This window comes from Pandoraea commovens (assembly GCF_024704525.1).
In the GTDB taxonomy this organism is placed as follows: Bacteria; Pseudomonadota; Gammaproteobacteria; order Burkholderiales; family Burkholderiaceae; genus Pandoraea; species Pandoraea commovens.
This window is the reverse complement of record NZ_CP102780.1, coordinates 737,869-763,063: the sequence shown is the minus strand read 5'-3', so window position 1 is coordinate 763,063 and position 25,195 is coordinate 737,869. Positions and strand designations below refer to the sequence as shown.

At 62.8% G+C, this 25,195-nt stretch carries 25 protein-coding genes; 17 read left to right on the top strand and 8 right to left on the bottom strand.

From position 1 onward, the window contains the following. Positions 1-196 precede the first annotated feature (196 nt). A complete protein-coding gene (locus NTU39_RS03880) occupies positions 197-1,990 on the top strand; it encodes a ShlB/FhaC/HecB family hemolysin secretion/activation protein (protein WP_257959243.1) in 1,794 nt (597 codons plus the stop codon). A 17-nt stretch (positions 1,991-2,007) separates the two neighbouring features. Here NTU39_RS03880 and NTU39_RS03875 read toward each other — a convergent pair whose 3' ends face one another. Next, a complete protein-coding gene (locus NTU39_RS03875) occupies positions 2,008-2,916 on the bottom strand; it encodes a LysR family transcriptional regulator (protein WP_257959242.1) in 909 nt (302 codons plus the stop codon). A gap of 226 nt (positions 2,917-3,142) precedes the next feature. Here NTU39_RS03875 and NTU39_RS03870 point away from each other — a divergent pair, with 226 nt between their 5' ends. Both NTU39_RS03870 and NTU39_RS03865 read left to right on the top strand, forming a co-directional pair. Then, the gene (locus NTU39_RS03870) at positions 3,143-3,700 is read left to right on the top strand and encodes a GlcG/HbpS family heme-binding protein (protein ID WP_257959241.1); all 558 of its coding nucleotides are present in this window, start codon (positions 3,143-3,145) and stop codon (positions 3,698-3,700) included. Further along, on the top strand, positions 3,678-5,285 hold the full coding sequence (locus NTU39_RS03865; RefSeq protein WP_257959240.1) for an MFS transporter: 1,608 nt from the start codon (positions 3,678-3,680) through the stop codon (positions 5,283-5,285). The genes NTU39_RS03870 and NTU39_RS03865 overlap by 23 nt, the downstream gene beginning before the upstream one ends. An 11-nt stretch (positions 5,286-5,296) precedes the next feature. Here NTU39_RS03865 and NTU39_RS03860 read toward each other — a convergent pair whose 3' ends face one another. Beyond that, positions 5,297-6,175, bottom strand: a complete 879-nt coding sequence (locus tag NTU39_RS03860; protein WP_150665435.1) for a LysR family transcriptional regulator — start codon at positions 6,173-6,175, stop codon at positions 5,297-5,299. A 110-nt stretch (positions 6,176-6,285) separates the two neighbouring features. Here NTU39_RS03860 and NTU39_RS03855 point away from each other — a divergent pair, with 110 nt between their 5' ends. Beyond that, entirely contained in the window at positions 6,286-7,005 is a 720-nt protein-coding gene (locus tag NTU39_RS03855) for a haloacid dehalogenase type II (RefSeq protein WP_257959239.1), read from the top strand. 53 nt (positions 7,006-7,058) lie between these two features. Then, positions 7,059-7,853 (top strand): aldolase, encoded by a 795-nt coding sequence (locus NTU39_RS03850; protein ID WP_257959238.1) that lies wholly within the window; start codon positions 7,059-7,061, stop codon positions 7,851-7,853. 27 nt (positions 7,854-7,880) lie between these two features. On the opposite strand, the gene NTU39_RS03845 is transcribed toward NTU39_RS03850, so the two are convergent. Further along, the gene (locus tag NTU39_RS03845; protein ID WP_150665432.1) at positions 7,881-8,315 is read right to left on the bottom strand and encodes a cupin domain-containing protein; all 435 of its coding nucleotides are present in this window, start codon (positions 8,313-8,315) and stop codon (positions 7,881-7,883) included. A 115-nt stretch (positions 8,316-8,430) separates the two neighbouring features. On the opposite strand from NTU39_RS03845, the gene NTU39_RS03840 reads away from it, so the two are divergent. The 4 genes from NTU39_RS03840 to NTU39_RS03825 all read left to right on the top strand — a co-directional run bounded on the left by NTU39_RS03840 (position 8,431) and on the right by NTU39_RS03825 (position 13,343). Next, complete coding sequence (locus NTU39_RS03840) at positions 8,431-9,372, top strand: LysR family transcriptional regulator (protein ID WP_257959237.1); 942 nt, start codon at positions 8,431-8,433, stop codon at positions 9,370-9,372. Positions 9,373-9,398: 26 nt separating this feature from the next. Beyond that, positions 9,399-10,259, top strand: coding sequence for a VOC family protein (locus tag NTU39_RS03835; RefSeq protein ID WP_257959236.1), 861 nt, complete (start codon positions 9,399-9,401; stop codon positions 10,257-10,259). Between the two features lie 481 nt (positions 10,260-10,740). Then, entirely contained in the window at positions 10,741-12,060 is a 1,320-nt protein-coding gene (locus tag NTU39_RS03830) for an MFS family transporter (RefSeq protein ID WP_150665429.1), read from the top strand. 218 nt (positions 12,061-12,278) lie between these two features. Next, a complete protein-coding gene (locus NTU39_RS03825) occupies positions 12,279-13,343 on the top strand; it encodes a MerR family transcriptional regulator (RefSeq protein ID WP_257959235.1) in 1,065 nt (354 codons plus the stop codon). 9 nt (positions 13,344-13,352) lie between these two features. On the opposite strand, the gene NTU39_RS03820 is transcribed toward NTU39_RS03825, so the two are convergent. Both NTU39_RS03820 and ruvA read right to left on the bottom strand, forming a co-directional pair. Next, a complete protein-coding gene (locus NTU39_RS03820) occupies positions 13,353-14,261 on the bottom strand; it encodes a LysR family transcriptional regulator (RefSeq protein ID WP_150575489.1) in 909 nt (302 codons plus the stop codon). Between the two features lie 95 nt (positions 14,262-14,356). Continuing rightward, complete coding sequence (ruvA, locus tag NTU39_RS03815) at positions 14,357-14,938, bottom strand: Holliday junction branch migration protein RuvA (protein ID WP_150665427.1); 582 nt, start codon at positions 14,936-14,938, stop codon at positions 14,357-14,359. A 342-nt stretch (positions 14,939-15,280) separates the two neighbouring features. Between ruvA and NTU39_RS03810 the strand changes: the two genes are divergently transcribed. Together NTU39_RS03810 and NTU39_RS26980 are read left to right on the top strand one after the other, a co-directional pair. Next, a complete protein-coding gene (locus tag NTU39_RS03810; protein ID WP_257959233.1) occupies positions 15,281-16,198 on the top strand; it encodes a ParA family protein in 918 nt (305 codons plus the stop codon). A 267-nt stretch (positions 16,199-16,465) separates the two neighbouring features. Further along, positions 16,466-16,588, top strand: coding sequence for a hypothetical protein (locus tag NTU39_RS26980; protein ID WP_373275359.1), 123 nt, complete (start codon positions 16,466-16,468; stop codon positions 16,586-16,588). A gap of 34 nt (positions 16,589-16,622) precedes the next feature. Here NTU39_RS26980 and NTU39_RS03805 read toward each other — a convergent pair whose 3' ends face one another. Continuing rightward, entirely contained in the window at positions 16,623-17,573 is a 951-nt protein-coding gene (locus tag NTU39_RS03805) for a LysR substrate-binding domain-containing protein (protein WP_039395747.1), read from the bottom strand. 205 nt (positions 17,574-17,778) lie between these two features. Here NTU39_RS03805 and gtdA point away from each other — a divergent pair, with 205 nt between their 5' ends. The 6 genes from gtdA to NTU39_RS03775 all read left to right on the top strand — a co-directional run bounded on the left by gtdA (position 17,779) and on the right by NTU39_RS03775 (position 24,041). Continuing rightward, positions 17,779-18,816, top strand: a complete 1,038-nt coding sequence (gene gtdA / locus NTU39_RS03800; protein ID WP_039395745.1) for a gentisate 1,2-dioxygenase — start codon at positions 17,779-17,781, stop codon at positions 18,814-18,816. A gap of 46 nt (positions 18,817-18,862) precedes the next feature. Beyond that, positions 18,863-19,561 (top strand): fumarylacetoacetate hydrolase family protein, encoded by a 699-nt coding sequence (locus NTU39_RS03795; protein ID WP_150665424.1) that lies wholly within the window; start codon positions 18,863-18,865, stop codon positions 19,559-19,561. A gap of 10 nt (positions 19,562-19,571) precedes the next feature. Next, a complete protein-coding gene (maiA, locus tag NTU39_RS03790; RefSeq protein WP_150665423.1) occupies positions 19,572-20,213 on the top strand; it encodes a maleylacetoacetate isomerase in 642 nt (213 codons plus the stop codon). Positions 20,214-20,307: 94 nt separating this feature from the next. Beyond that, the gene (locus NTU39_RS03785; protein WP_257959232.1) at positions 20,308-21,525 is read left to right on the top strand and encodes a 3-hydroxybenzoate 6-monooxygenase; all 1,218 of its coding nucleotides are present in this window, start codon (positions 20,308-20,310) and stop codon (positions 21,523-21,525) included. A 111-nt stretch (positions 21,526-21,636) separates the two neighbouring features. Continuing rightward, entirely contained in the window at positions 21,637-22,980 is a 1,344-nt protein-coding gene (locus NTU39_RS03780; RefSeq protein WP_257959231.1) for an MFS transporter, read from the top strand. 119 nt (positions 22,981-23,099) lie between these two features. Further along, positions 23,100-24,041 (top strand): 2-hydroxyacid dehydrogenase, encoded by a 942-nt coding sequence (locus NTU39_RS03775; protein ID WP_150665420.1) that lies wholly within the window; start codon positions 23,100-23,102, stop codon positions 24,039-24,041. A gap of 32 nt (positions 24,042-24,073) precedes the next feature. On the opposite strand, the gene NTU39_RS03770 is transcribed toward NTU39_RS03775, so the two are convergent. Together NTU39_RS03770 and NTU39_RS03765 are read right to left on the bottom strand one after the other, a co-directional pair. Next, complete coding sequence (locus tag NTU39_RS03770; protein ID WP_150665419.1) at positions 24,074-24,325, bottom strand: MJ0042-type zinc finger domain-containing protein; 252 nt, start codon at positions 24,323-24,325, stop codon at positions 24,074-24,076. A gap of 40 nt (positions 24,326-24,365) precedes the next feature. After that, positions 24,366-25,043 carry a hypothetical protein gene (locus tag NTU39_RS03765; protein WP_246184661.1) on the bottom strand — a complete coding sequence of 226 codons (678 nt, stop codon included), beginning with the start codon at positions 25,041-25,043 and terminating at the stop codon, positions 24,366-24,368. Between the last annotated feature and the right edge of the window lie 152 nt (positions 25,044-25,195).

Sequence of the window (25,195 nt, the reverse complement as noted above, 5' to 3'; positions counted from 1 at the left end):
TCCTAACCCCGTGCCTTACGTCTTGGATACCAACTTTCGCTGGCGGGAATTTTCTGAAGATCGGAGTATCTGTTTGGTCTGGGGACGTTCCTTCAGAAAGCAGAACAAATTGGGTTGCATCCCAAAAAATTCTCACAACCGGAACGAACGCGAGGGGCGTCGATTAGATTTCGACGCCTAACTTACGCGCTTCATCATGAAAATCGCTCCGCGTCGTTCCCCCACGACGATCCGTCGCCTGCTATGCGCAATGGCGCTGTCGTCCCCTCCCTTGCTGCCGTTCGCCACTGCGCAAACGCCGCCGCCCGCTGCGACGCCCGTCATTGACGCCGCAGCAGGCAACGCCCGCCAGCAGCAGCTTCTGGAACAACAGCGGCAGGCGCAGGAACGCGCGGCGGCCATCGACTCCCCAGGGGTACGTTCCGAACTGCCCGACGCGCAGGGATTTCCAGCGATCCCTGAGGAAATTCCCTGTTTTCGCGTCGAGCGACTGGTGCTGGAAGTGCCAAGCACACTTTCCGAAGCTGCGCGGGCGGCAGGAGCCTCGTCGCTTGAACTCGATCCGTTTGCTTTCGCACAGCGCTGGCTCGATCACTATCGCGGTCGCTGCATCGGCAGCCGGGGCGTGTCCGTCATCACCACGGGGTTGACGCAGGCCATTCTGGCGAAGGGCTACGTTACGACCCGCGTCCTTGTTCCGGAGCAGGACCTCTCGTCCGGCACGCTTACGCTCTCGCTCGTTCCCGGCCTGATTCGGGAGATTCGCTTCTCCGACCCGTCGCAATACGGCACCTGGCGCTCGGCATTTCCCACGGGGGCAGGCAAGTTGCTGGAACTGCGCGATCTCGAACAAGGGCTTGAGCAGATGAAGCGTCTGGCGAGTCAGGACGTGACGATGCAGATCGTGCCGACCGACGTGCCGGGCGAGAGCGATGTCCTAATCGAAGTCGACCGTGCAAAGCGCTGGACTGTCGTCACGTCCGTCGACAACGGCGGCTCACGCGCCACCGGGAAACTGATGGGCAACGTGGCGCTCGGCATCGACAATCCGCTAGGACTGAACGACATCCTGAACGTGGGCGCTACACGCGATCTGGCATTCGCCGACAAACGCTTCGGATCGAGCGGATGGAACGCCTTTTACTCGATACCGTGGGGCTATTGGACGGCGAGCTTCTCCGCCTACACGAACCGATACAACCAGCAGATTGCCGGGATTAACGAGACCTTCACGACGAGTGGGGAGTCGCAGAATCTGGACGTCAAACTCTCGCGCGTGCTTCATCGCAGTCAACAAAGCGTGCTCAGCGCGCACGTAAGACTGAGCAAACGCTTCGGGCGAAGCTTTATCGAAGACACCGAGATCGATCAGCAGTACCGCAACCATACGTTCATCGAATTCGGTCTCTCGAATCGACGCTACATCGGCGCGGGACAGTTCGACGGCAGTCTGACTTATCGGCGGGGCATTCCGGGATTCGGCGCAGCCGCAGACAATTCATTCCCCGGCGGCCCCACTTACCGCTTCGGCGTGACCGTCCTCGACGCAAGTTTCCTGGTGCCGCTCGGACAATTGCCACTTCGGTACGTGACGACGTTTCGCGGCCAGTTCACCCGCGACACGCTGCATTACATCGATAGTCTGTCTATCGGAAGCCGCTATACCGTGCGAGGTTTCGACGGAGAATCGTCGCTCGCCGCCGAGAAGGGGTTTTACTGGCGCAACGAATTGCAGTGGACGGTGAAGCGCGGCGGCGCGTTCGATATTTCGGTGTTCGCGGGCGCAGATTACGGGCGCGTAAGTGGCCCGAATGCACAGTATCTCGCTGGAACGCAATTGGCAGGTGCCGTCGTCGGCGTGCGGACGAACACACGTCTGCCGTTCGGCTTCGTGGCCAGCGAACTCTTCGCCGGAAGGCCGATCGTTAAACCCTCGTCGTTTCAAACGGCTCGCACGACAGTCGGCTTCTCGCTCACGGCACAGTACTAGCGCCGCGTGTGCACGGTTCAGTTCGCCGTATCGAACAGCGCGTGCGAGGTCACCGCAGCCGTCCGTGTCAGCTGCGCGATCAGCTTCGACACGGCCAGCGAGGGTTCGAAGCTGCGAAACACGGCCGAGATTTCCGAGTGGATCGGCGGCCCTGCCAGCGGCTTGAAGACGACCCCGGGAATCGCCGTCGCACCCACCAGGACATCCGGCACGATAGCCACGCCCTCACCCAGCGCCACCGCCGTCAGAACAGCAATCAGCGAGCCCGGCGCAGAACCGATTACCGGCGTGAAGCCCCCGCGACGCGCCACCTCGAACGTTCCCAGCGTCTGCTCCGGATTGATGAAGCGCTCGCCGTCGAGCGACTCGGCATCGATTGCGCCCGACTGCTTCGCCAACGGATTTCCCGCTGGCAACGCCACACAGAAACTGTCACGAAATAACACGTGCGCGCGATGCCGGTTGTGAAGATTGATCGGCATCCGCACCAGTGCGATATCGATGCGATTGTCCACGAGCATAGCGGGCGACTCGTGTTGCGACACCTCGCGTGCGGTGACGATCACGCCCGGCCACGCCTGACGAAACGCCGCCAGTTGCGATTGCAGAACGCCCGAGTACACCGCCGAGCCGACGTAGCTGATTTCGACCCGCCCCGTCTCGCCACGTCCGGCCCGCTGCCCCGCCAGCACGGCGCGTTCGGCTTGCGCAAGCACCTGCTTCGCTTCGAGCAGGAACATCTCCCCGGCGGGTGTCAGACGCACATCGCGACGACTGCGCGCGAATAGCTGCACACCCAGCATGCGTTCGATGTCCTGAATCTGCACCGTGAGCGTCGGGGCCGCGATGTCCAGCGCTTGCGCGGCACGTCCGAAGTGCAGCGTCTGCGCCAACGTCACGAAGTAGCGAAAGTGCCGAAGTTCCACGAAATCCTCTCGGTTTGTTACGCGTGTCCAGCCATGCTACCGCGCGGCAAAGCGGGCGTCATTGTCGATTTCATTAGGTTTTACCTAATAACTTCGCCGACGCCCGGCAATGACTCGTCAGCCCCCTGCGTGGTCGAATACTCCCACTCGAATCGCTGTCATCCGACGTGAAATTTCGACGGAATTTCCGGCAGCGGCCCTTCACTCAGTACGGGAGTTTTTGACGATGAATAACCGCGTTTCCGATGCCCTGCGCCGTTCCCCTCGACGCATCGCCCAGCTCTGCACCATGACGGTCGCCCTATGCGCTGGCGCGACACCGCTGCTGTCGCATGCCGCCGAGTTGCCCACGCGCCCCATCCTCACGCTGGACGCAGCGCAAAATGTCATTCGCGCCGCACAGACGAAAGCCGCCTCGGAAGGCTGGCCGTGCGTGATCTCGGTCGTCGACGCCGCCGGTCTGCCCATCGCGCTGGTTCGTATGGACAACGCCGCCGTCCCCGCTGGCGTGGACCTCGCGCCGGGCAAGGCGCGTACTGCTGCGCTGTTCCGTCGCCCAAGCGGCGTGCTGGAAGACGCGGTGAACGGCGGACGTCGTGCGGTCGGCACTGCGCAGGGCTACGTCCTCATGCGCGGTGGCCTGCCGCTCATCGTGAACGGCACGGTGGTCGGTGCCATCGGCGTGTCGGCCGATACCCCGCAACATGACGAGGAAATCGCCAAGGCCGGGCTCGACGGCCTGATCCAAGCGGACATCCAACATGGCAACGCAAGCCCCCAATAACGCATCGAACACGAGCGCCGCCTCGTCATCGACGGGCAGCCTCGCGCTACTGCTCACCGCATCCACGGGCTGCGCGATGACGGTGCTCGACACCAACGTCGTCGGTGTAGTGCTGCCGACCATTTCGGCGCAACTGCATGCGAGCTTCGCCCAAGTGCAGTGGGTGATCGGGGCTTACGTGCTGTGCTTCGCGGCGCTGTTGCTGCCTGCCGGGTCCATCGCCGACCGATTCGGGCGTCGTCGCGTATTCCTCTGCGGCATCACCGGCTTCGCAGCGGCATCGCTCGCGTGCGGTCTGTCGCCCACGGCACAGTGGCTCTACATCGCGCGGGCGGCGCAGGGTGTCGGCGCCGCGTTTTTGCTGGCTCCCGCGCTCGCCATCATCGGCCACGGCTTCCACGAAAAAGAAGCGCGCGCCCGAGCTTGGGGACTGTGGGGCATGGTGATGGGCCTGACGATGGTGCTCTCACCGCTCATCGGCGGCGTGATCGGCGACACGCTCGGCTGGCGCTGGGCGTTCCACGTCAATGTGCCTATCTGCGCTGCGCTTGCACTCGCCGTGGTACGTATCGTTCCCGAGTCGAAAGCGCAGGGCCAGCACGGTGTCGACATCCCCGGCATCGCGCTGTTCGCGAGCGCCATGTTCTGCGTGACGTGGGCATTGATCGCAGCGCCTGCCGCCGGATGGACCAGCCCAGGCATTCTGACGCGCTTCGCCGCCGGTGCCGTCCTCTTCGCGATCTTCGCGGGCGTGGAGCGTTCGCGGGCGCAGCCGATGCTCGATCTGTCGCTGTTCCGCTCATGGCCGTTCGCAGGCGCGACGCTCGCCATGTTCTCCTACGCCGCCTGTGCGCAGGTAATGGCCTCGCTGCTGCCGCAGTTCCTCCAGAACGCGCGGGGGGAATCGGTCCTCGGTGCAGGCATCGCCATGCTGCCGTTCGCGATTGCGATGCTGTTGCTTCCGCAGATCGGAAAGCGGTTATCGGCGCATCTGCCGTCGCACCGGATTCTCGTGCTGGGACTCGCCCTGACGGGACTGGGCAACGCCGCCATGGCGTTCGTGTCGACGCAGGGACTCGCCCATTCGGCGCTGTCGCTGACCGTTGCAATGTTCGTGCTCGGCAGCGGCGGCGGGTTGCTCAATGGCGAGACACAGAAGGCCATCATGGGGACGATTGCCCGGGATCGTGCGGGGATGGCGTCGGGCATCAGCACGACGTTCCGCTTCTCCGGCATTTTGCTCGGCTATACAGCGCTCGGTGCAGTGCTGAGTGCCGGGGTGCATCGCAGCGTCGCAGCCCACGTCCCTGCGCTGGTCGGCAGCGCGCAAAGCGATCTGGCCACACGGCTCGACTTCGCGGATGCGATCTCCGCCGGAGACTTCTCGCAGGCGTTGCATCTCTATCCAGACTCGCTCGGCCATGCGCTGCTGGACGCAGGTCGCAGCGCGTACGCGAGCGGCTTTAGCGGCGCGTTTCTCGCCGCCGGGGTATTCGCCGTGCTGTGCGCGTTGGCGGTGCATCTGAGCATGGGCCGTGCGGAGGTCGAGGAAGCCAGCGTTGCACCGGCGTCCCGCGCGTCGTAAGTCCCGGCGTACTACGCCGTCGCGACACCCAGCGTCTCGCCGACCGTCGCCGCGAGAAAGTCGGCCAGCGCACGACGCGATGCCGACGCCGGGCCACCGCCATCCATCAACGCAATCTCCGAAGGTGGTGGTGGCGGCAAGGTGTCACAGACGGCGTGATCGGGTAACAGCACCGTCTCCGGCAGGACCGACACGCCAAGCCCTGACGACACCGCCGCCTGAATACCCGTCAGGCTGTGGCTACCGAACGCCATGCGCCACGGACGTTGCGCTGCGTCGAGGCTGCGAATCGCGCGCTGACGGTAAATGCACCCCTGCGGGAACAGCGCCAGCGGCACGGGTGCGTGGGCCAGGCAGTCGGCCGCTCGCGCCGCCGAGCGCGCCGCCATCGCCCACACCAGCGTCTCGGGCCACGCCATCAGACAATCGCCCTGCCCCGGTTCGCGTTTGACGAGCGCCAGTTCCAAATCGCCCGCACTCAACCGTTCCCGCAAGTCGGCACTCATGCCCGCCACGATCTCCAGACGGATATCGCCGTGCGCCTGCACGAAGCGCGAGAGCATATCCGCCATGCGGCGTGCGTCGATGTCCTCGGGCAGTCCCACGCGTACCGTCGAGACACGGCTGTCGTTTTCCATCGCGTCGACGGCTTCCATCGACAGCGCGAGCAACTTGCGTGCGTACTGCGCGAGAAGTTCGCCATGAAGCGTGGGCGTGACGTTCACCCCGGAGCGGTCACGCATGAGCAATTGCCGCCCAAGCTCGTCTTCCAGACGCCGGATCTGCTGACTCACCGTCGACTGCGTGCGATGCACCCGCTCCGCCGCACGCGTGAAGCTGCCTTCGTCGACGACCGCAACGAGTGTCTTAAGTAAGCCGAGATCCAGCATGGCGGCACCATATTTACAAATTCGATAAGTATTGAATTTTAATTTAATTTCAGAATATGAAGTGAAACGACTACGCTGACGTCATCCCGTTATCGACATGGAGTCTCGTCATGCCCCAACCGTCCACTTCGCTGCAACACAGCCCGCGTCCGCAATGGCTCACCTTCGATTGCTACGGCACGCTCATTCAATGGGACGAAGGGCTGCGCGACGCGGTCACACGCATTCTGCAAAGCAAGCCCGGTCACAACATCGGCACGTCCGATCTGATCGCCACGTTCGACCATCACGAGCACGCGCTGGAGCAAACGCCACCGCACCGTGCGTTTCGTGAGGTCGCAGGCGAGGGACTTCGTCTTGCGTTGCAGGATCTTGGTTTGGCGGCGTCGCCGCAGGACATCGGCGTGCTGACGGACAACATCTCGGCCATGCCGCCGTTCCCGGAAGTCGTGCCGACGCTGGCCGCACTTAAGGCGCGCGGCTACCGGCTGTGCATCGTCTCCAACACGGACGACGACATCATCGCGGGCAATGTCGCGCAACTCGGCGGCCATATCGATCGCGTGATCACCGCGCAGCAAGCCGCGGCGTACAAGCCGAATCGCCGTCTGTTCGATTACGCGCACCAACAACTCGGCGTGACGAAGGACGACGTCGTCCACATCTGCGCCAGCCCGCATCTGGACCACGCGGCAGCGCGCGATATCGGCTTCCGGTGCGTATGGGTGGATCGCGGCACCGGACGTCGGCCGCTGCCCGATTACACGCCGGACGCGACCATTGCCACGCTCGACACCGTGGTACCGTTGCTTGACGGATTCGGCTGGTAAGCGCTCGACGTCACCAGACGCTGCCTAATGCTACCGATCACGAGGAGACCGACATGGCGCACACCCTCTCGCTGAACGCCGACGACGCGTCGCTGTGCGTCGATGACGTGGATCTCGACACGCCCGACGTACGCACCGCGCGCGAAGAGCTCGCGGCCTGCTTCCGGCTAGCCGCGATGCATGGCTTCGAGGAAGGCATCTGCAATCACTTCTCGGCGATGTTGCCCGGCAGCGACCGATGGTTTCTCGTGAACCCGTTCGGGCTGGCCTTCGAGGAGATCACGGCGTCGAGCCTGCTCGTCTGCGATCTCGACGGTCATGTCGTGGCGGGCGACGGGGTGCCCGAAGCCACCGCGTTCTACATCCACGCGCGCCTGCACAAGGCGAACCCGCGCGTGCGGGCGGCCTTCCACACGCACATGCCCTGGGCGACGGCGCTGGCGATGAGCGAAGGCGAGCCACTCGTCTGGGCGGGACAAACGGCGCTCAAGTTCTACGGACGAACGGTGCTCGACACCGACTACAACGGTCTCGCGCTCGGCAACGAGGAAGGTGACCGCATCGCCGCGGCGATGGGCGACGCCGACATCGTCTTCATGAAGCATCACGGCGTGATGGTCGCGGGACCGAACATCGCCGAAGCGTGGGACGACCTCTACTATCTGGAGCGCGCCTGCGAAGTGCAGTGCAAGGCGATGAGCACGGGGCGGGAGCTTCGTCCGGTCCCCGAGGCCATCGCACGACGCACCGCCGCCGAGATGCGCGCGGGTGACCCGCAAAGTGCGCGCGCGCATCTGGACAGCGCCATGCGACGTCTGCGTGCCGCCGGGGTGCCGTTCGACCGGTAAGGCGTCATTGCGCCAACCGCCCTGCGCTCAGAGGCCAACGATTTCCTGACGGAACGTCTCACACACCTCGCGCACCGCCTGCGGGTCGTGCGGCACAGGCAGCGCCGCCATGGCACGGAAGAACGCATCGTGACGCGCCGGGGTGGACACCAGCAACATGCGCGCCAACATGTCTTGCTCGTTGACGAAGCCGTGCACGTCGCCCTTTGCCACATTCACGGTATCGCCCGCAACGACGTCGCGCGTCGTGGCGCCTACGGTGAAACGCAACCGCCCATGTGTCATCACAAACGTCTTCTCTTCGTCGAGCGAACGATGCATCGGCGCGCCGCCTTGCGGGTTCACGGTCATGTCCATGAGCGTGAGATCCCGCTCATCGTGATCGTGCACCCCGGCAATGAGCCGCACATCCATGTTGGCAAACGACACGACATCGGCGGACGGGTTGAATTCGGACTTCATGGAACGTGACACTCCTTCGTGTGATTGAGATCGGGGGGAATGTCGTCATTCTGGCTGCCGTTCACCTGCGAGAAAAGACGTCTAAAATTGGCAAGACTTGCCAATGGAATGGACAATGGATCTCAATGGAACGCTGGCGTTCGTCACCGTCGTCGAGTGCGGTTCGTTCTCGGCCGCAGCGCGCACGCTGGAAATTCCGCGCTCGACGCTCAGTGCGCGCGTCGCATCGCTCGAAGCGCATCTGGGCGTGATATTGCTTCGACGCACCACGCGACGTATCGCGCTCACGGACGACGGCCGCGACTACTTCGAGCGTGCGGCACCCGCGATCAGGACGCTTCGCGAGGCCGAACAATTCGGTGAAGCCGATGCCTCCGGGCGCCGCCCCCTGAGCGGTTCGATACGCCTCGGTGTGCCGTTCGACTTTCCGTTCGACGCACTCAGTCAGGCCATCGCGACATTCCGCGAAGCGCATCCGCGCGTTCGCTTCGACGTGCTGGTGGACGACAGCGTGAGCGATTTCGTCGACGACAATCTGGACATGGCGATTCGCGGCGGCCAGCCCGGCGGCGATCACATCGTTGCGCGTCGCATCGCCACGTTCGGCTTCGCGCGCTTTGCAAGTCCGGTGTTCGAGAGGGCGATGCGAAAGCGCGGCTCAAGCCGTGGGCGCAGCGATTCGCATGACATCCCGCGACTGGCTTTCAAGCCGCGTTCCGCGTCGGTATCGACGCCCCGATCCCCGGCACTCGTCCCGCCGCAGCAGGACCATGCCGTCGCCACCAACAGCTTCGCGCTGCTCAAACAACTGGCCTTGCACGGTGCGGGGATGGCAGTGCTGCCCGCGCATACTTGCGACGCCGAAGTCGCGAGCGGCCAACTGCTCAGCATGCCGGTCGATGGCGGCGACGCACAGGCCGGGCTCTATCTTGTCTACCCGTCGCGGCGAGCGCTGACGGCGAAAGTCAAAGCGTTCTCCGATCATCTTGTCGCCCATTTGGAAACCGGTGGAACAGCGCGCAAGCGATCGGTGCGAGAATTGACGACTTCCCGCTAATCTGTCGAAAGCACCGAAGGTCAAACATGAACTCGCTCCCTCTCCCGGTTCTCGATCACGTCGTGGTCAACGCCAAAGGCGATCTCGAAGCGTCCGTCGAGACGTACCGTCGTCTGGGATTCGCACTGACCGAGCGCGGTCATCACTCGCTCGGCTCCAGCAACCACCTCGCGATCTTCGGCGAGAACTATCTTGAGCTACTTGGCTACGAGGCGGGCAAATCCACGGTCCGTCCGGACGTGATGCAAGCGCCGCTCGGCCTCACCGGCCTTTGCTTCAAAACACAGGATGTCTACGGCGTTTTCGCGGCATTGCAAGCGCGCGACATCGGCGTGGAAACGCCTGCCGAGTTCTTTCGCCCCGTTCATCTGCCGGATGGCACGACGCAAGACGCACGCTTTCGCACCGTCCGCATGGCAAGCGATCTCGTGCGCAACGGTCGTGTGTTCTTCTGCCATCACCTGACGCCCGAACATGTGTGGCGCGACGAATGGCGCGAACATCCGAACGGTGTGACCGACATCGTCGGCTATGTGATCAGTTCGCCGAATGCGGCGCAGACGGCCGAACTCTACGACCGTGCCTTCGGTCCTGGCGTGCTTTCCGAGATCGATGGAAACGGTTACGCGTTCACCGCCGGTCGCGCTCGGGTGCAGATCGTCAGCCCGCTCGACGCCGCACGTCGTTTCGGTGACGTCGAGACGACGAACGACGGCAGTGAACGCGGCGTAGCGCTGGTGCTTCGCACGCGCGCGCTCTCGCAAACGGAAGCGACACTGCGCCAGCACGGCGTGCCGTGGAAGACGCTCGACGACGGCTCGATCCTTGTCGCGGCGAAAGACGCCTTCCACGTCGCGCTTCAATTCATCGAAGGCCCGATGGTGTGAGCGTTCGCTGATCGCGTCGTGCGCCGGGTATTGGTCACCCCGCCGACGCCGGATCAATATCCTCGTGTCGCGTCATAGACAAACGGCAACGGTGCGCCGCGCAGCATACGTCCCCCGGGCGAGATCTCGCCAGATGAGAAGCGCCGATGCCTCGGATCACTTCCATTGCAGAAAAATATTTTGTGGTTTTTCAGGGCATCGTCCCGTCTGTCGAAACGCCCGACGCGCGGCGCAAACGTCCGCCCGGTGGGCGTCATCATCATGCTGCGACGCAACAATTCACCCGATTGTTTCTATATTCACAATAATCAATCCGGCGTCCGGGCATTGTCTGTTCCCGCTGTCACCCGCTATAGTTGGCCCGCCCCCGCGACGCGATAAGCTTATTCCTTCGTATATGAAGTGTTATCGAGGCGAACGAGCGGATCTGCGTCATGTTGTAAACGTAGTTATCAATGCGATGCCCCCATCGTCAGTAGAAATGAGAGACACAGCTACATCCAACGCCGGAATCGACAACAAGCCGCCCACCCCCGAAGAAGTCCGCAAACGCGTGTTCGCAATTGTCGCGGCGTCCTCCGGGAATCTGGTCGAGTGGTTCGACTTTTACATCTATGCCTTCTGCGCGATCTACTTCGCGCCTGCGTTCTTCCCCAGTTCGGACCCGACCGCCCAGTTGCTCAACACGGCTGGCGTGTTCGCGGCCGGCTTCCTGATGCGCCCCATCGGCGGCTGGATCTTCGGCCGTATTGCCGACCGTAATGGCCGGAAGAACTCCATGGTCATCTCCGTGATGATGATGTGCCTCGGCTCGCTGCTGATCGCTGCGCTGCCGACGTACGCCAGCATCGGCAACTGGGCGCCCGCGCTGCTGCTGTTCGCGCGTTTGCTGCAAGGTCTGTCGGTTGGTGGCGAATACGGCACGACGGCAACGTACATGAGTGAAGTGGCGCTCAAGGGCCGTCGCGGCTTCTTCTCGTCGTTCCAGTACGTGACGCTCATCGGCGGGCAGTTGCTCGCAGTGCTCGTGGTCGTGATTCTTCAGCAGTTGCTCAGCGAAGCCGAACTCAAAGCGTGGGGCTGGCGTATTCCGTTCGTGGTCGGCGCGATCACGGCAGTGGTGGCACTGATGCTGCGTCGTACGCTGCACGAGACGTCGACGAGCGCGAGCCGTAACAACCGCGATGCAGGGTCGATCGCCGGTCTGTTCCGCCATCACAAGGCTGCGTTCTTCACGGTGCTGGGTTACACGGCTGGCGGTTCGCTGATCTTCTACACGTTCACCACTTACATGCAAAAGTATCTGGTGAACACGGCGGGCATGCCGATCAAGACGGCGAGCTACATCATGACCGTCTGCCTGTTCGTCTACATGTGCATGCAGCCGATCTTCGGCATGCTCTCGGACAAGATTGGCCGCCGCAACAACATGCTGCTGTTCGGTGCACTCGGTGCGATTGCCACGGTGCCGATCCTGACGGCGCTCAAGACGGTGCAAAGCCCGATCGCTGCGGGCGTGCTGATCTGTCTGGCGCTCGCCATTGTGAGCTTCTATACGTCGATCAGCGGCATCGTGAAGGCCGAGATGTTCCCGATCGAAGTGCGCGCGCTGGGTGTGGGTCTGGCCTACGCGGTCGCCAACGCCATCTTCGGCGGCTCGGCAGAGTATGTCGCGCTGGGTCTGAAGAAGGCTGGCATGGAGCCCACGTTCTACTGGTACGTCACCGGCATGATGGTGCTGGCATTCGTTGTGAGCTTGCGCCTGCCGCGTCAGGCGAAGTATCTGCATCACGAGCATTGATCGCGTGCTGATACAGCGGTAATAGCGGTACTACGAAGGAGGCGCAATATTGCGCCTCCTTTGCTTTCAGGCCAGCGCTTTGCGGAAGACGCGCAACGTCTCGAACTCCCCTACCTCCGGCGAAAGCCATACATCCCTCATCCCGCTTAAAATCGCTTGACCCTCACGTTGCGTGAGGCTTCAGCCTTGTCACACGCCAGAAGATCACGGGAGTTTCCATGCGGCTCAAAGTCGGTGAATTAGCCAAACGTAGCGGCCTGACGGTGCGCGCGCTTCACCACTACGACACGCTCGGCCTGCTCTCGCCTTCGGCGCGCTCCGATGCCGGTTATCGACTCTATGACCTGAGCGACATCGCCCGTCTGCATGAGATTCAGGCGCTGCGTCGCTTCGGCATGTCGCTCGCCGACATCGGCCAATGGCTGGCAAACCGGGATGCATCGAACGGCAGCAGCGACAGGCAAAGCGCCTATGACGGACTTGATGCGCTCATCGCGCGGCAGATCGACATGCTCACGCATCAGATCGACGATGCGAGCCGCCTGCGCGAACGCCTCCTCCGACTGCAAACGCAGTTGGGATCGGGCGAAGCCCCGGAACTTGCCGAATGGTTGTCGACGCTGGAGCTGATGAACATGTACGACAAATACTTCTCGCAAGACGAACTCGCCCGCTTCCCGCTGTACCAGAACAAGCAGGCGCACGAATCGGACTGGCCAGCGATTGTGGCCGAGGTGAGGGATCTGATAGCCCGTGGGGAGCCATCGACGGGTGAGACGGCGCAGGCGGTCGCTCGTCGCTGGATGGCGATGATCAAGCGCGATACGGGCGGAGATGCACGTCTGCTCGCCAAGCTCAATCTGATGCACCTCAGCGAGCCGTCGATGCAATCGCAAACGGGGATTACCGACGATGTGATGCAGTACATCAAGGAAGCTTTCGGGCAGACCAAGCTACGCATCTACCGAAAGTATCTCGATGACGCGGAATACCGCTTCCTCGCGGCCAATTACCTCAACCACACCAACGAATGGCCGGTCCTCATCGGGGCGTTGCGCGACCAAATGGAAGCTGGCTCGCCGCCCGAAGCGCCGCAAGTGCAGGCGCTCATCCGTCAATGGCTGACGTACTTCCGCGCCTATGCCGGTGACAATCCCGCCACGCATATGAAGATCCGCGAAGCGCATCGTCTCGAACCCGAACTGATGGAAGGATCCTTCATCGACACGCCCCTGCTGGAGTTTGTGAAGCGGGGTGTCGCGGTGGCGATGGGTGCGAGGTAAACCTTGCGCTCAGGCGTCTTCGCCAGCAGCAAGGCGCGCGCTCTGCCAGATGGCGTCGAGCACATGATGCGGTTGATGCCGACGCCGGTAGAGCGCGATGTCGAAGCCGATCTGCCAGTCCTTCCCGCCGACGATGGCGAGCGTGCCCCGTGCGACGTCGTCGGCCACCAGACGCTGCGGCAGCCAGGCGATGCCCGCACCGCGCCGCGCCATGGCGAGAATCGCTTCGTATGAATCGGCCTGATAAACCGGCTTGAGCGTCGGACGGTTCGGCATCTCCGCGAGATGTCGAGCCAGCACGGCACGCAGCGTCAGCGTGCGCGTGAATGCCAGCCAAGGAATGGGCGACGGCCCGGCCGCGAGCCGATACTTCGCCCGTCCCTTCGCATCGAGCGCACTGACCGGCACCAGCACCTCACGCGCCACGCTCAGCCAGTCGAAACGGTCCTGATCGATAAGCAGCCGCGTGTGTGCACTGGAATAGACGATCAGCAGATCGACCTCGCCCGCAGCCAGCCGCAGGATGGCCTCCTCTGCCCCGCCAGTGGACAGTGTCGCGGTGAAGAAGCCGATGCGCGAGACGGTTTCGTCGTACCAGTCCGGGAAGAACGTCGCGGCCAGCGTGCGGCCAGTGGCGATCTTCAGGTTGTTTTCAAGCGTGGGGGCGGCGTCCTGCAACTGCGTGCGGGCGCTGTGAAGAATGTCGAGCGCATTGGTGGCTGCGTCGAGAAATACGGTACCGGCGGCCGTGAGTTCGAGCGGTTTGCTCCGCTCGACCAGACGCGTGCCCACCCATTCTTCGAGCGCGCGAATGCGTCGACCGAATGCCGGATGCGTGACGAATCGGTTCTCCGCCGCTCGCGTGAAGCTGCGCGTGCGTGCCAGTTCGACGAAGTCTTCAAGCCATCGCAGTTGCATGCCGCCTCCTCACTCTGCGTTCACTCCCTTGCCACTCCCGTGCTTGCGCCAGATGAATCGCGTCCGGCCGGTGCGCGCCCGCGCGGGCGAATCGATCAAGCCTTCGACAGCGACTTGAGCGCGTGTTTGATGCCATCCGACACGCTCGTGCCGTCGGGCACGGTCTTGACCGCCGCAAGCGCTTCCTTGTCGGAATAGCCCAGCGCGAGCAGCGCATTGACGACATCGCTCTTGTGATCGTGCGGTGCGGCGACCCCGGCGATGGTGCCGAGTTGCGCGCCGAGCTTGCCCTTGAGTTCGAGCAGCAGACGCTCGGCGGTCTTCTTGCCGATGCCCGGGATCTTGGTCAGACGTCCGGACTCCTGCAACGTGACGGCCTGCGCGATGTCGGCCACGCTCATGCCCGAGAGGATCGCCAGCGCGGTGCGCGCACCGACGCCCGAAATCTTGAGCAATTCACGGAACGTGTTGCGCTCGTCCGGCGAACCGAAACCGAAGAGCAGTTGCGCGTCTTCGCGCACGATGAACTGCGTGAGCAACGTCACGCGCTCACCGACGTTCGGCAGGTTGAAGAAAGTGCTCATCGGCACCGAGATTTCATAACCCACACCCTGGCAATCGACCAGGATGTGCGGCGGATTCTTTTCCAGCAGCGTGCCGGAGATGCGGCCAATCATTGACGCCCCGAGAGAGTGACTTCGACAGGCGGCAAGTTTAGCAAACCGCTCGGGCCGCTTTGGGGTTTGGGGTGCAGCTTTTCTACCGGGGCGCGGCGGGTATGGGGAAGTTCGGATAAGTGCCCGTTCGGGGTCGGCGCTAAGCCTTTGATCGCAATGAGGTTTCGATTCAGCGGCTTCTTCCCGAGTATCAGCGGGGTACGGGAATCCTTGTAAGACTTTTGGTCCTATTAGCAAACGTCGGCACTCGCAATGATGATTCCCCGAGCTCAACCGTTGCCTTTCAATCATGTGCAGGCAAAGTCCGCATGGCACACCTTTCCCTTCCCAAGGAGGCGCGATATGGCAAAACGCCTGGTCCTGTTCAACCATACCGGTAGCATTAGCAATACGCCATCCATTTACAACTTGGGACGCACACTGGCGGAGAACTATCGCGTGTTGATGGTAGACGCCGACCCGCAGTGCAGCCTAACGCGACTGACGCTGGGCGAGGGTTTCGATCGCTACTATCTGAACGAGCACACACGCCTGCACAACTTGAAAGACGGCGTGCGAAACGTGTTTCACTGGCACCCTGACCCCATCAGGGCAATTGCCTGTCCAAAAGTTGCGCACGCCCAAGATTTTCGTTTGCTGCCGGGCCACCCAAACTTATCGGAATACGACTTCCTTCTGGGATATGCGCACGATGCACGAGACACCTTCACGACACTCGGATGCATACCCGGCGCATTTAACGAACTGATGTCACTGGTCGAAACCAAATACGACATCGATTTCACGTTAATCAACCTGGCGCCGGGACTCAGTCCCACGAACCAAAATCTCTTTCTCCACAGCGACGTCTTCGCCATACCAGCATGCCACGACCCGTTCTTCGCCATGGCGTTGCGAACAATGACAGCTGTGCTGCCTCGATGGAGTCGCTGGAAGTCCGGCTCGATGGAAAGGTTGAGCGACTCGTCGTACCCATTACGCCCTGGCGTACCGAAGTTTGGAGGAACGTTAGTTCCGCAATGCGGCGATTCGCAGGCAACTCATGTTGCATACGCAGCAGAAATTAATGCAGCGCTCGCGAAAGAACTCATCCCACTGCTAGCAACAGCTGGAATGACCTTCTCAAACGACATCTACGCGGCCGTGTTGAATCGGCAGGATTTCCGCTTGGGGGAATTGCCGCAGTCGCAAGATGCGCGGCTCACGTGTCCCTTGACGGATGTTGCTAACAAACTTGTTACGTTGATGGAAAATGCTTAAGTCGCTGTCCGCCTTTGAATCCAATATGAACGACGTGGATGCGCTTACCGACATCTACGATAGGTTGATTGAGAACGCTCGCGCTACATCGAGCTACGACGACTTGCTGAGGTCGAAAATTGTCAGTTCGGTGAGCGCTTTCGATAAGCTGCTACACGATCTCATTCGGATTGGGATGGTAGAAATCTACCGAGGAAGCCGGCCGACAACGCCGAAAAGGTCGTTCGAAGTACGTTGAGGGAAATCGTTCGACGGAGGAATGCCATCGTGCACGAGGCCGATATTGAAGCCGACGCGGAGGCAAAGTCTGCAATTGACAGACAATCGACACGCGATGTTTCACGCTTCCTTAGAAAATTAGGGGAGACGATCCACGATCTTGTTTGCTAGTCGGCTAGCTTCCGGGTGAGGCGGTATTCGCGCTTCACCCCTCTCCCCCCACCCCTTCCACCAAATCCCCCGTCGAACGTTTGGCTGCCGAGCGTAGGCACTCTAGCGCTTCGACCACTGCGGCGCGGTTCGCACCATCATCCCGCCAGTACATCGAGACACCACCGAACCCTGCCAGACGCAGCGGCACGATGCGCAACGCCCCAAGCGCCTGCAAGCGGCTCGCCGTGCGATGCGACGCCAGACCGATCATGTCGCTGTTGTTGAGCAATGTGAGATTGAGAATCGTCGAGTTCGATTCGACGGTGTCGTTCGGCAGCGGATACCCCGCTTCGGCCAGTGCCGACTCCAGCGCATTGCGAATCGGCGTGCCTCGCGGCCAGACGACCCAGCGGTAGCGCTGGATATCCGCCCAATCCACCGTCGGTAACGAAAACACCGGATGCCGCGTGCGTGCGACGAAGTGCAACGGCTCCAGATACAGCGCCTCCGTGCGCACGTTTCGGTCCTGCAACTCGGGGGCGGAGCGTCCGACGACGATGTCGATCTCGCTATGCGCCAACTGATTCATCAGTCGGTCCATCGTATTTTCGACAACGCGCGCCTGCACGCGGGGCATGCGTTGCAGGAGCAGCAGTACCGCGAGCGGCACCGTATCCGCCGACGACGCGCCCGACGTCCCAATCGCCACCAGCCCACTCCCGCCTTCGCGCATAGCGTCGAGATCGTCGCGTGCCGTGTCGAGCTGCGCTTCGATGCGTCGCGCGTGCTGGATCAGCGCTTCGCCGTATGACGTCGGCCGCAGTCCGCGCGCCTGACGCTCAAACAGCGGCAGACCGATGTCGTCCTCCAGATCCTTGAGCCACTTGGACAAACCGGGCTGCGTCGTGTTGAGCAACGCGGCGGACTGGCTCATGTTGCCCGTCTCCGCGAGGGTCAGCAGCATCTGCAAGTTGCGCAGACGTAGTCGTTGCGTCCAATCCATGCGCTGTCTCCGGGCACCTCGGGTGGGTACCGCTCAAATCCCTCGATCCATACGTTTTTTCGTATGGATCCGATGATTTTTTCATTTCAAAGAATATGTCTCGCCGAGTATAACGCTATTCATAGACCCGAAAAGCACCACGCAACGCCGTCTGCGACAGTCGCCAGACGAGCCAACCGGGCCCCCTTCCAACATGGAGACAAGCATGTCCGACCGCGCCCCCAGCGCCGAACGCGCTGCCTATTACGAACACATCGGTCACAACCACATGGCCCCGCTGTGGGAATCGCTGCACAGCCTGGTGCCGCCGCAGCCACGCCCGCGCGTCGTGCCCGCCATCTGGAAATACAACGAAGTGCGCCCGCTCGTGATGGAAGCGGGCCGCGTCATCAGTGCCGAAGAAGCCGTGCGGCGCGTGTTGATTCTGCAAAACCCCGGCACGCCGGGGTCGTCGAGCATCACCGGTTCGCTCTACGCCGGACTGCAACTGATCCTGCCGGGCGAAATCGCCCCGAGCCATCGCCACACGCAGTCCGCGCTGCGCTTCATCGTGGAAGGCAGCGGCGCATGGACGGCCGTCAACGGCGAGCGCACCACGATGCACCCCGGCGACTTCATCATCACGCCGTCGTGGACGTGGCACGACCACGGCAATCCGTCCGACGGCGAGCCGGTCGTCTGGCTCGACGGCCTGGACATCCCGCTCGTGCAGTACTTCGATGCCGGTTTCGCCGAGAACTACCCCGAATCGCAGCAACCCGTGCAGCGCCCCGAAGGCGATAGCTTTGCGCGCTACGGCTTCAACATGCTGCCAGTGCATCACAAGGTCAGCGATCCGACGTCGCCGATCTTCAGCTACCCGTACGCCCGCTCGCGCGAAGCGCTCGACACGCTGTATCGCAACGGTGAACTCGATCCGTGGGACGGCATCAAGCTGCGCTACGTCAATCCGGCGACGGGTGGCTGGCCGATGCCGACGATGGCGACGTTCATGCAATACCTCCCGGCGGGCTTCCAGGGCAAGACCTATCGCAGCACCGATGCGACGGTGTTCTCGGTCGTCGAAGGCCGCGGCACGGTGCGCATCGGCGACGACGTGTTCCAGTTCGAACCGCGCGATCACTTCGTGGTGCCGTCATGGGCACCAGTGCAACTCGCTGCACTCGACGACGCCGTGCTGTTCAGCTACTCCGACCGCCCGGTGCTCGCCGCGCTGAACCTGCTGCGCGAGTCCCGTACCTGAGCCACCCGATCACCCTTCCTTCACCTTATTCGCTGAGTCCATCACCATGTCCTACGTCTTCACTCCGCCCGCCATCGTCGGCATTCCCGTTGTCGGCAGCAACGACCAGTTCGCCGTGCGTCGCGTGTACTGCGTCGGCCGCAACTACGCCGCCCATGCCCGCGAAATGGGCTTCGATCCGGACCGCGAACCGCCGTTCTTCTTCTGCAAGCCCGCCGACGCCGTGCTGCCGGTTGCATACGGCGACACGCTGGAACTGAAGTACCCGGCGCAGACGAGCAACTACCACTACGAAGCCGAACTGGTCGCCGTAATCGGTAAGGCTGGTTCGGACATTCCGCTCGATCAGGCACTGGAACACGTTTGGGGTTACGCCGTCGGTCTGGATATGACGCGTCGCGATCTGCAAATGAAGATGCGCGAGATGGGCCGTCCGTGGGAAATCGGCAAGGCCTTCGATGCGTCGGCACCGATTGGCCCGATCCATCCGGTCTCCAGCGTCGGTCATGTCGAAAAGGCCGCGATCTCGCTGACCGTGGACGGCGTTCAGAAGCAAAAGAGCGACGTCACGCATCTGATCTGGTCGGTGGCTGAGACGGTTTCGTACCTGTCGCAATTCTTCCGTCTTGAACCGGGCGACCTGATCTACACGGGCACCCCGGAAGGTGTTGGCCCGGTCAAGGCAGGCGAGACGATGGTCACGGCCGTCGAAGGTCTCGGCGAGATCACGGTGCGCGTGGTCTGAGGCAACGGTCATGCAGCTCTACAGCTTTTTCAACAGTTCGACGTCGTACCGCGTGCGCATCGCCCTCGCGCTCAAGGGACTCGCGTTCGACACGATTCCGGTGAACATCCGTGTCGGTGAGCATCGCGCGCAGCCGTATGTCGACGAAGTGAACGCCTCGGCCGTCGTACCCGCGCTGGTCGATGGCGACGTCTCGCTCGGCCAGTCGCTCGCCATCATCGACTATCTCGACGCGAAGTATCCGCAAGCGCGTCTGGTGCCGCAGGACATCGAAGCGCGCGCCCGCGTGCTCGAACTGTCGATGCTCATCAGTTGCGACATCCACCCGGTGAACAACCTGCGCATCCTGAAGTATCTGCAAGGGCCGCTCGGGTTGTCGGCCGAGCAGAAGGACGCGTGGTATCGCCACTGGGTCGCCGAGGGCATGGCGGGTGTCGAGCGTCTGCTGGTGAGGTACGGGCACGGCGCATGGTGCTTCGGCGACACGCCCACGTTGGCCGACGTCTGCCTGATCCCGCAGATCGCCAACGCACAGCGCATGGGTTGCGACCTGTCGGCGTATCCGCGCGCGATGGCGGTGTTCGCGCTGGCGGAAACGCATCCGGCGTTTCTTGCGGCGGCCCCCAGCCGTCAACCGGATTACTCGGCGTGAATGAAGTAACGCCAGCGTCCTCACACGACGCTGGCAGCTTGCGCCGGAAGTGAATGAAAAAGCAGGAGGGCAGACACTGCCCGAGGAGACAAGCATGACGCAACCCCATCAACCCAAAGCGCTGGTCGTCGGCGGCGGCATCGGCGGACTCGCCGCTGCGCTCGCGCTCGCCAACCAAGGCGTGCAGATCGAACTGCTGGAGCAGGCTGAGACCATCGGTGAAATCGGTGCGGGCATCCAGCTGGCAGCCAACGCCTTCGCCGCACTCGATGCGCTCGGCGTCGGCGAAGCCGCCCGCGGACGCTCGGTCTTCACCGACCACATCACGCTGCGCGACGCCATCGACCGCAGCATCATCGCGGAAGTCGACGTTGGCGCGCCTTATCGCGAACGCTTCGGCAATCCGTACGCCGTGATCCATCGCGCGGACATTCATCTGTCGATCCTCGAAGCCGTACAACGCAACCCGCGAATCCAGTTCCGCACGGCCACCCGCGTCGTGTCGCTGGAACAGGATGCGCATGGCGTCACCGTCATCGACCAGCATGGCGAGCGTCACACCGCTGACGCCGTGATCGGCTGCGATGGCGTGAAATCCGCCGTGCGCGCCGCACTGATCGGCGACGAGCCGCGCGTGACGGGCCATGTGGTCTACCGTGCCGTGGTCGACGTCGAGAACATGCCGAAGGACTTGCAGGTCAACGCGCCGGTCGTGTGGGCCGGTCCGAACTGCCACCTCGTGCATTACCCGCTGCGCGGCGGAAAGCAATACAACCTCGTCGTTACCTTCCATAGCCGCGAGCAGGAAGTGTGGGGGGTGCGCGACGGCAGCAAGGAAGAAGTGCTGTCGTACTTCGAAGGCATCGACGCATTGCCGCACCAGATGCTCGACCGTCCGACGTCGTGGCGTCGCTGGGCCACCGCCGACCGTGACCCGGTCGAGCAGTGGAGCTTTGGCCGCGCGACGATCCTCGGCGACGCTGCGCACCCGATGACGCAGTACATCGCGCAAGGCGCGTGTCAGGCCCTCGAAGACGCGGTCACGCTCGGTGCCGCCTACACGGCCGCGAACGGTGACTTCACCGAAGCCTTCCGTCGCTACGAACACGCCCGCATTCCGCGCACCGCGCGTGTGCTTTACGGCGCACGCGACATGGGTCGCGTCTATCACGCCAAGGGCGTGGATCGCTGGGTGCGCAACTCGCTCTGGAAGGGCCGCACGCAGACGCAGTTCTACGACGCCCTGCAATGGCTGCACGGCTGGCGCGCTGAGAACTGCCTGTCGCAAACCCCGTGGCTGGCCGACGCATGAACAAGTAACCGCAATACCCCACGCGGAACAAAAAAATTCTACCGCGTGGGCCCGTCGCGCGACCGCTTGTCTGCTGTCGCGCGGCTTCTGGCACCTTAGAGGAGACACCCCATGCCAGCGAATCCCATCAACGTGACGGCGTTCATCGATCGGCATCGCATCTCGCCGTTCCAGATGATGATCGTCGTTCTGTGCTTTCTGATCGTCGCCATCGACGGTTTCGATACCGCCGCCATCGGCTTCATCGCCCCCGCGATTCGTGCCGAATGGTCGCTCACGCCCGCGCATCTCGCCCCGCTGTTCGGTGCAGGACTTGCCGGTCTGATGGCCGGTGCGTTCCTGTTCGGCCCGCTCGCCGACAAGCTCGGACGCAAGACCATCCTCATCTTCTCGGTGCTTTTTTTCGGCGTCGCGAGCCTCGCGTCGGCCTGGTCGATGGATCTGTGGCACCTCATCGCGCTGCGCTTCCTGACGGGTCTCGGTCTCGGCGGTGCGATGCCGAACGCGATCACGCTGACGTCGGAATACTGCCCCGACTCGCGCCGTTCGTTCCTTGTGACGACGATGTTCTGCGGTTTCACGCTCGGCTCCGCCTTGGGGGGCCTCGCTTCGGCAGGCCTGATCGAAGCGTTCGGCTGGCGCTCGGTGCTGATCGTCGGTGGCGTGATGCCCATCGTGCTCGGCGTGATCCTGATCCGCGCGTTACCTGAATCCGTGCGTTATCTGGTGATGGCAGGCAAGTCGCCGGAGCGCGTAGCGGCGTCGCTGCAACGCATCGCACCGCATGAGGATCTGCGCGGTGCAACGTTCAATGTGGCGATGAAGCCGTCGACCACGTCGCCGGTGCGCCATCTCTTCAAGCCGGAATTGCTGCGTGGCACGTTGCTCTTCTGGGTGACGTTCTTCATGAGCCTGCTGGTGATCTACCTGCTCTCGAGCTGGTTGCCCACGTTGCTTCGCACCAATGGTCTGACGCTGCGTAACGCGGCCATCGTCACAGCGATGTTCCAGGTCGGCGGCACCCTCGGGGCCATCGTGCTCGGCTGGCTGATGGACCGTTTCAATCCGCATTACGTGCTCGCTGCCGCCTACGTACTGGCAGGCGTGTGCGTGGCCGCTGTCGGCCCGTTGGCCAGTTCGCCGGTGCTCGCTTCGGTCGCCGTGTTCTGGGCCGGGTTCTGCGTCTCGGGCGGTCAGGTCGGCGCGAACGCGCTCTCTGCCGAGTTCTATCCGACGGATTGCCGCGCGACCGGCGTGAGCTGGGCAAACGGTGTCGGGCGCATGGGTTCGGTGGTCGGATCGGTCGGCGGCGCATCGATGCTCGCCATGGGCTGGTCGATGCCCGCGTTGTTCGCCGCCATCGGCGTACCTGCGGTGCTGGCCGGTTTCACGATGCTCACGCTCGGTCGCATTCGCCACCGACAAGCCGTGCTCGCCGTCGAAGCAGCGGCCTGATCCGGCATTGATGCACCGCGCAATCCGTCGCGGATAGGGATAGAGTGTGGACTGACGGCGAATCGAGGTGTCTGAACACCTGCCGCCGTCGGTCCAAATTCCTCTGACGGAGATTGAAGGTGTCGCTGCCCCCCTTGCTGGTCATCATCCCGATGCATCCCGAGCAGTTGTCCGAACTGCAAACCCGTTTCGAAGTGATCTACCGCCCGAGCCACCATCCGACGCCGGAAGGCTGGGGACCGGAGGGTGAGCGCGTGCGTTTTGTGCTCACCAACGGTTCGCGCGGCATGAATGCCGCCGAGCTGACGCATCTGCCGAACGTCGAGCTGGTCAGCGCACTCGGTGCCGGTTACGAGAATCTGGACATTCCGGCGATGCACGCACGTAACATCGTGGTGGTGCATGGCGCAGGCGCCAATGCCCCGACCGTGGCGGATCAGGGCTTCGCCCTGCTGCTCGCCGCAATTCGGCGCATTCCGGAATATGACGCGGCGTGCCGCAAGGGCATCTGGCGCGACGCGCTGCCGATGCAGCCCGGTGTGGCCGGGAAGAAACTCGGGATCGTCGGCCTTGGCGCAGTCGGTCGTCAGTTCGCCAAACGCGGCGAAGGCTTCGATATGCAGATTGGCTACCGAAACCGGAACCGTCGCGACGACCTCCCGTCGCACTATCAATACTTCGACAGCGTGACGGCGCTGGCCGAATGGGCCGACATTCTGGTGGTCACGGCACCGGGTGGAGCGGAGTCCCATCACATGATCAATGCCGACGTGCTGCGTGCGCTGGGCAAAGACGGCTTTCTCGTCAATCTGGGACGCGGCAGCGTCGTCGACACCGCAGCGCTTGCCGATGCATTGCGCAACGGCGTGATCGCTGGCGCGGGGCTGGACGTCTACGAAGGCGAGCCGTCGCCGCCTGCGGCACTCATCGACTTGCAGAACATCGTACTGAGTCCGCACGTCGCTGGCCGCTCGCCGGAAGCGGAAGCCGCCACGCTCTCAATGTTCATGGAGAATACCCGCCGCTATCAGACGGGCGAGCCGGTGATGACGCCGCTGTGAGCCGCTGCCCCTCGCGACGCTCACGCAAAGATTCAGTGATTGTCGAGCCCGTCAATGCTCCGCTCGGGAGACGGCGATAGCGTTTCGCCGTCGTTGACGGGCTCGAACTCGATGCTGCTCTTCGCGCTACCTGTCGTGAAGATCGTATCGCACGTCGGGCACTTCACTTCGGCATCCGAATGGAGATAGTCGTGGAGCGCCTGCACGGTCGGCTCACTGGCCGCCACGGCGAATCGGGACTTGCAGGTCGGGCAAACGACGAAACCGGTATGGATCGACAGCATTGTCAGCCTCCTGAACGGTCATCAAGGGACGCAGTCGATTCTACAACCAGTCGGTACGCCGGGGCTTTGCACGGGTCGCATCGCGACCTTCGCGCGTACTGCGCTCATTGGCCGCCACGCCAATGGTCGGCTCGGCATGGGGTTCAGCGTCGCGCGCCGACGCCACATCCTGTGCATGATGAGCGTGCTGCACCGGGTCGAAGTCGCGCCATTCTCCCGCTTCCCATACACCATTCGCCTGCTCGATTTCCGCCGCGCCTGCATCGCGCAACACGGCAATCGCCGTGTCCGCCGTCGATTCGCTGACGTGCGTGGCGAGCATCACCCCGGCGTCTCGCATACCCGCCTGCTTTGCCGACACGCGCTCGCGGCTTTGCATGCGTCGCAAAGCACCGAGAAACGCGCCGAGATAGGCCCCTGCCATCATGCCGACGACAGGGACGAGCCAGAAGCGCCAGATCGCGACGTATAGCAATGCCCCCAGCGCAAGCCCGAAGGCACCGCCTGCGATGATGCCCTGCGCCGCACCCCGGCTCGCCGGACGCGCCGCAGCATCGGCATCCACGTCGCCGCCCATCGGAAACCTAGCGTGCTGGCCGGTGGGATTCAGAAAGAACACCGACACGTCGGACGGTCGAAACGAACGGTCGTACAACCGGCTCGCCACCAGATTCGCCTGATCGAACGTCGTGAATCGCCCTGCCACGATCATCGCCATTGCCTATCTCCCTTTGCTGATGTCATGCATCGATTCCAGTGGGATAAGCGTCCGGCGGCTTTGTTTCATCAAGGAATCCTTATGGCACAGTCATCGGCATTGAGAAAATCAATGCATGGGAACCTGACCTATCCTGCAAGAATCGCAACATT

What these genes read in the sequence shown, in the direction of transcription:
- NTU39_RS03765 (WP_246184661.1), bottom strand. Translation starts at nt 25,043, where the DNA reads ATGGCGATGATCGTGGCAGGGCGATTCACGACGTTCGATCAGGCGAAT.
- NTU39_RS03850 (WP_257959238.1), top strand. Translation starts at nt 7,059, where the DNA reads ATGGCGCACACCCTCTCGCTGAACGCCGACGACGCGTCGCTGTGCGTC.
- NTU39_RS03870 (WP_257959241.1), top strand. Translation starts at nt 3,143, where the DNA reads ATGAATAACCGCGTTTCCGATGCCCTGCGCCGTTCCCCTCGACGCATC.
- NTU39_RS03785 (WP_257959232.1), top strand. Translation starts at nt 20,308, where the DNA reads ATGACGCAACCCCATCAACCCAAAGCGCTGGTCGTCGGCGGCGGCATC.
- NTU39_RS03840 (WP_257959237.1), top strand. Translation starts at nt 8,431, where the DNA reads ATGGATCTCAATGGAACGCTGGCGTTCGTCACCGTCGTCGAGTGCGGT.
- NTU39_RS03820 (WP_150575489.1), bottom strand. Translation starts at nt 14,261, where the DNA reads ATGCAACTGCGATGGCTTGAAGACTTCGTCGAACTGGCACGCACGCGC.
- NTU39_RS03825 (WP_257959235.1), top strand. Translation starts at nt 12,279, where the DNA reads ATGCGGCTCAAAGTCGGTGAATTAGCCAAACGTAGCGGCCTGACGGTG.
- maiA (WP_150665423.1), top strand. Translation starts at nt 19,572, where the DNA reads ATGCAGCTCTACAGCTTTTTCAACAGTTCGACGTCGTACCGCGTGCGC.
- ruvA (WP_150665427.1), bottom strand. Translation starts at nt 14,938, where the DNA reads ATGATTGGCCGCATCTCCGGCACGCTGCTGGAAAAGAATCCGCCGCAC.
- NTU39_RS03810 (WP_257959233.1), top strand. Translation starts at nt 15,281, where the DNA reads ATGGCAAAACGCCTGGTCCTGTTCAACCATACCGGTAGCATTAGCAAT.
- NTU39_RS03860 (WP_150665435.1), bottom strand. Translation starts at nt 6,175, where the DNA reads ATGCTGGATCTCGGCTTACTTAAGACACTCGTTGCGGTCGTCGACGAA.
- NTU39_RS03865 (WP_257959240.1), top strand. Translation starts at nt 3,678, where the DNA reads ATGGCAACGCAAGCCCCCAATAACGCATCGAACACGAGCGCCGCCTCG.
- NTU39_RS03855 (WP_257959239.1), top strand. Translation starts at nt 6,286, where the DNA reads ATGCCCCAACCGTCCACTTCGCTGCAACACAGCCCGCGTCCGCAATGG.
- NTU39_RS03880 (WP_257959243.1), top strand. Translation starts at nt 197, where the DNA reads ATGAAAATCGCTCCGCGTCGTTCCCCCACGACGATCCGTCGCCTGCTA.
- NTU39_RS03770 (WP_150665419.1), bottom strand. Translation starts at nt 24,325, where the DNA reads ATGCTGTCGATCCATACCGGTTTCGTCGTTTGCCCGACCTGCAAGTCC.
- NTU39_RS03805 (WP_039395747.1), bottom strand. Translation starts at nt 17,573, where the DNA reads ATGGATTGGACGCAACGACTACGTCTGCGCAACTTGCAGATGCTGCTG.
- NTU39_RS03795 (WP_150665424.1), top strand. Translation starts at nt 18,863, where the DNA reads ATGTCCTACGTCTTCACTCCGCCCGCCATCGTCGGCATTCCCGTTGTC.
- NTU39_RS03780 (WP_257959231.1), top strand. Translation starts at nt 21,637, where the DNA reads ATGCCAGCGAATCCCATCAACGTGACGGCGTTCATCGATCGGCATCGC.
- NTU39_RS03830 (WP_150665429.1), top strand. Translation starts at nt 10,741, where the DNA reads ATGAGAGACACAGCTACATCCAACGCCGGAATCGACAACAAGCCGCCC.
- NTU39_RS03845 (WP_150665432.1), bottom strand. Translation starts at nt 8,315, where the DNA reads ATGAAGTCCGAATTCAACCCGTCCGCCGATGTCGTGTCGTTTGCCAAC.
- NTU39_RS03835 (WP_257959236.1), top strand. Translation starts at nt 9,399, where the DNA reads ATGAACTCGCTCCCTCTCCCGGTTCTCGATCACGTCGTGGTCAACGCC.
- gtdA (WP_039395745.1), top strand. Translation starts at nt 17,779, where the DNA reads ATGTCCGACCGCGCCCCCAGCGCCGAACGCGCTGCCTATTACGAACAC.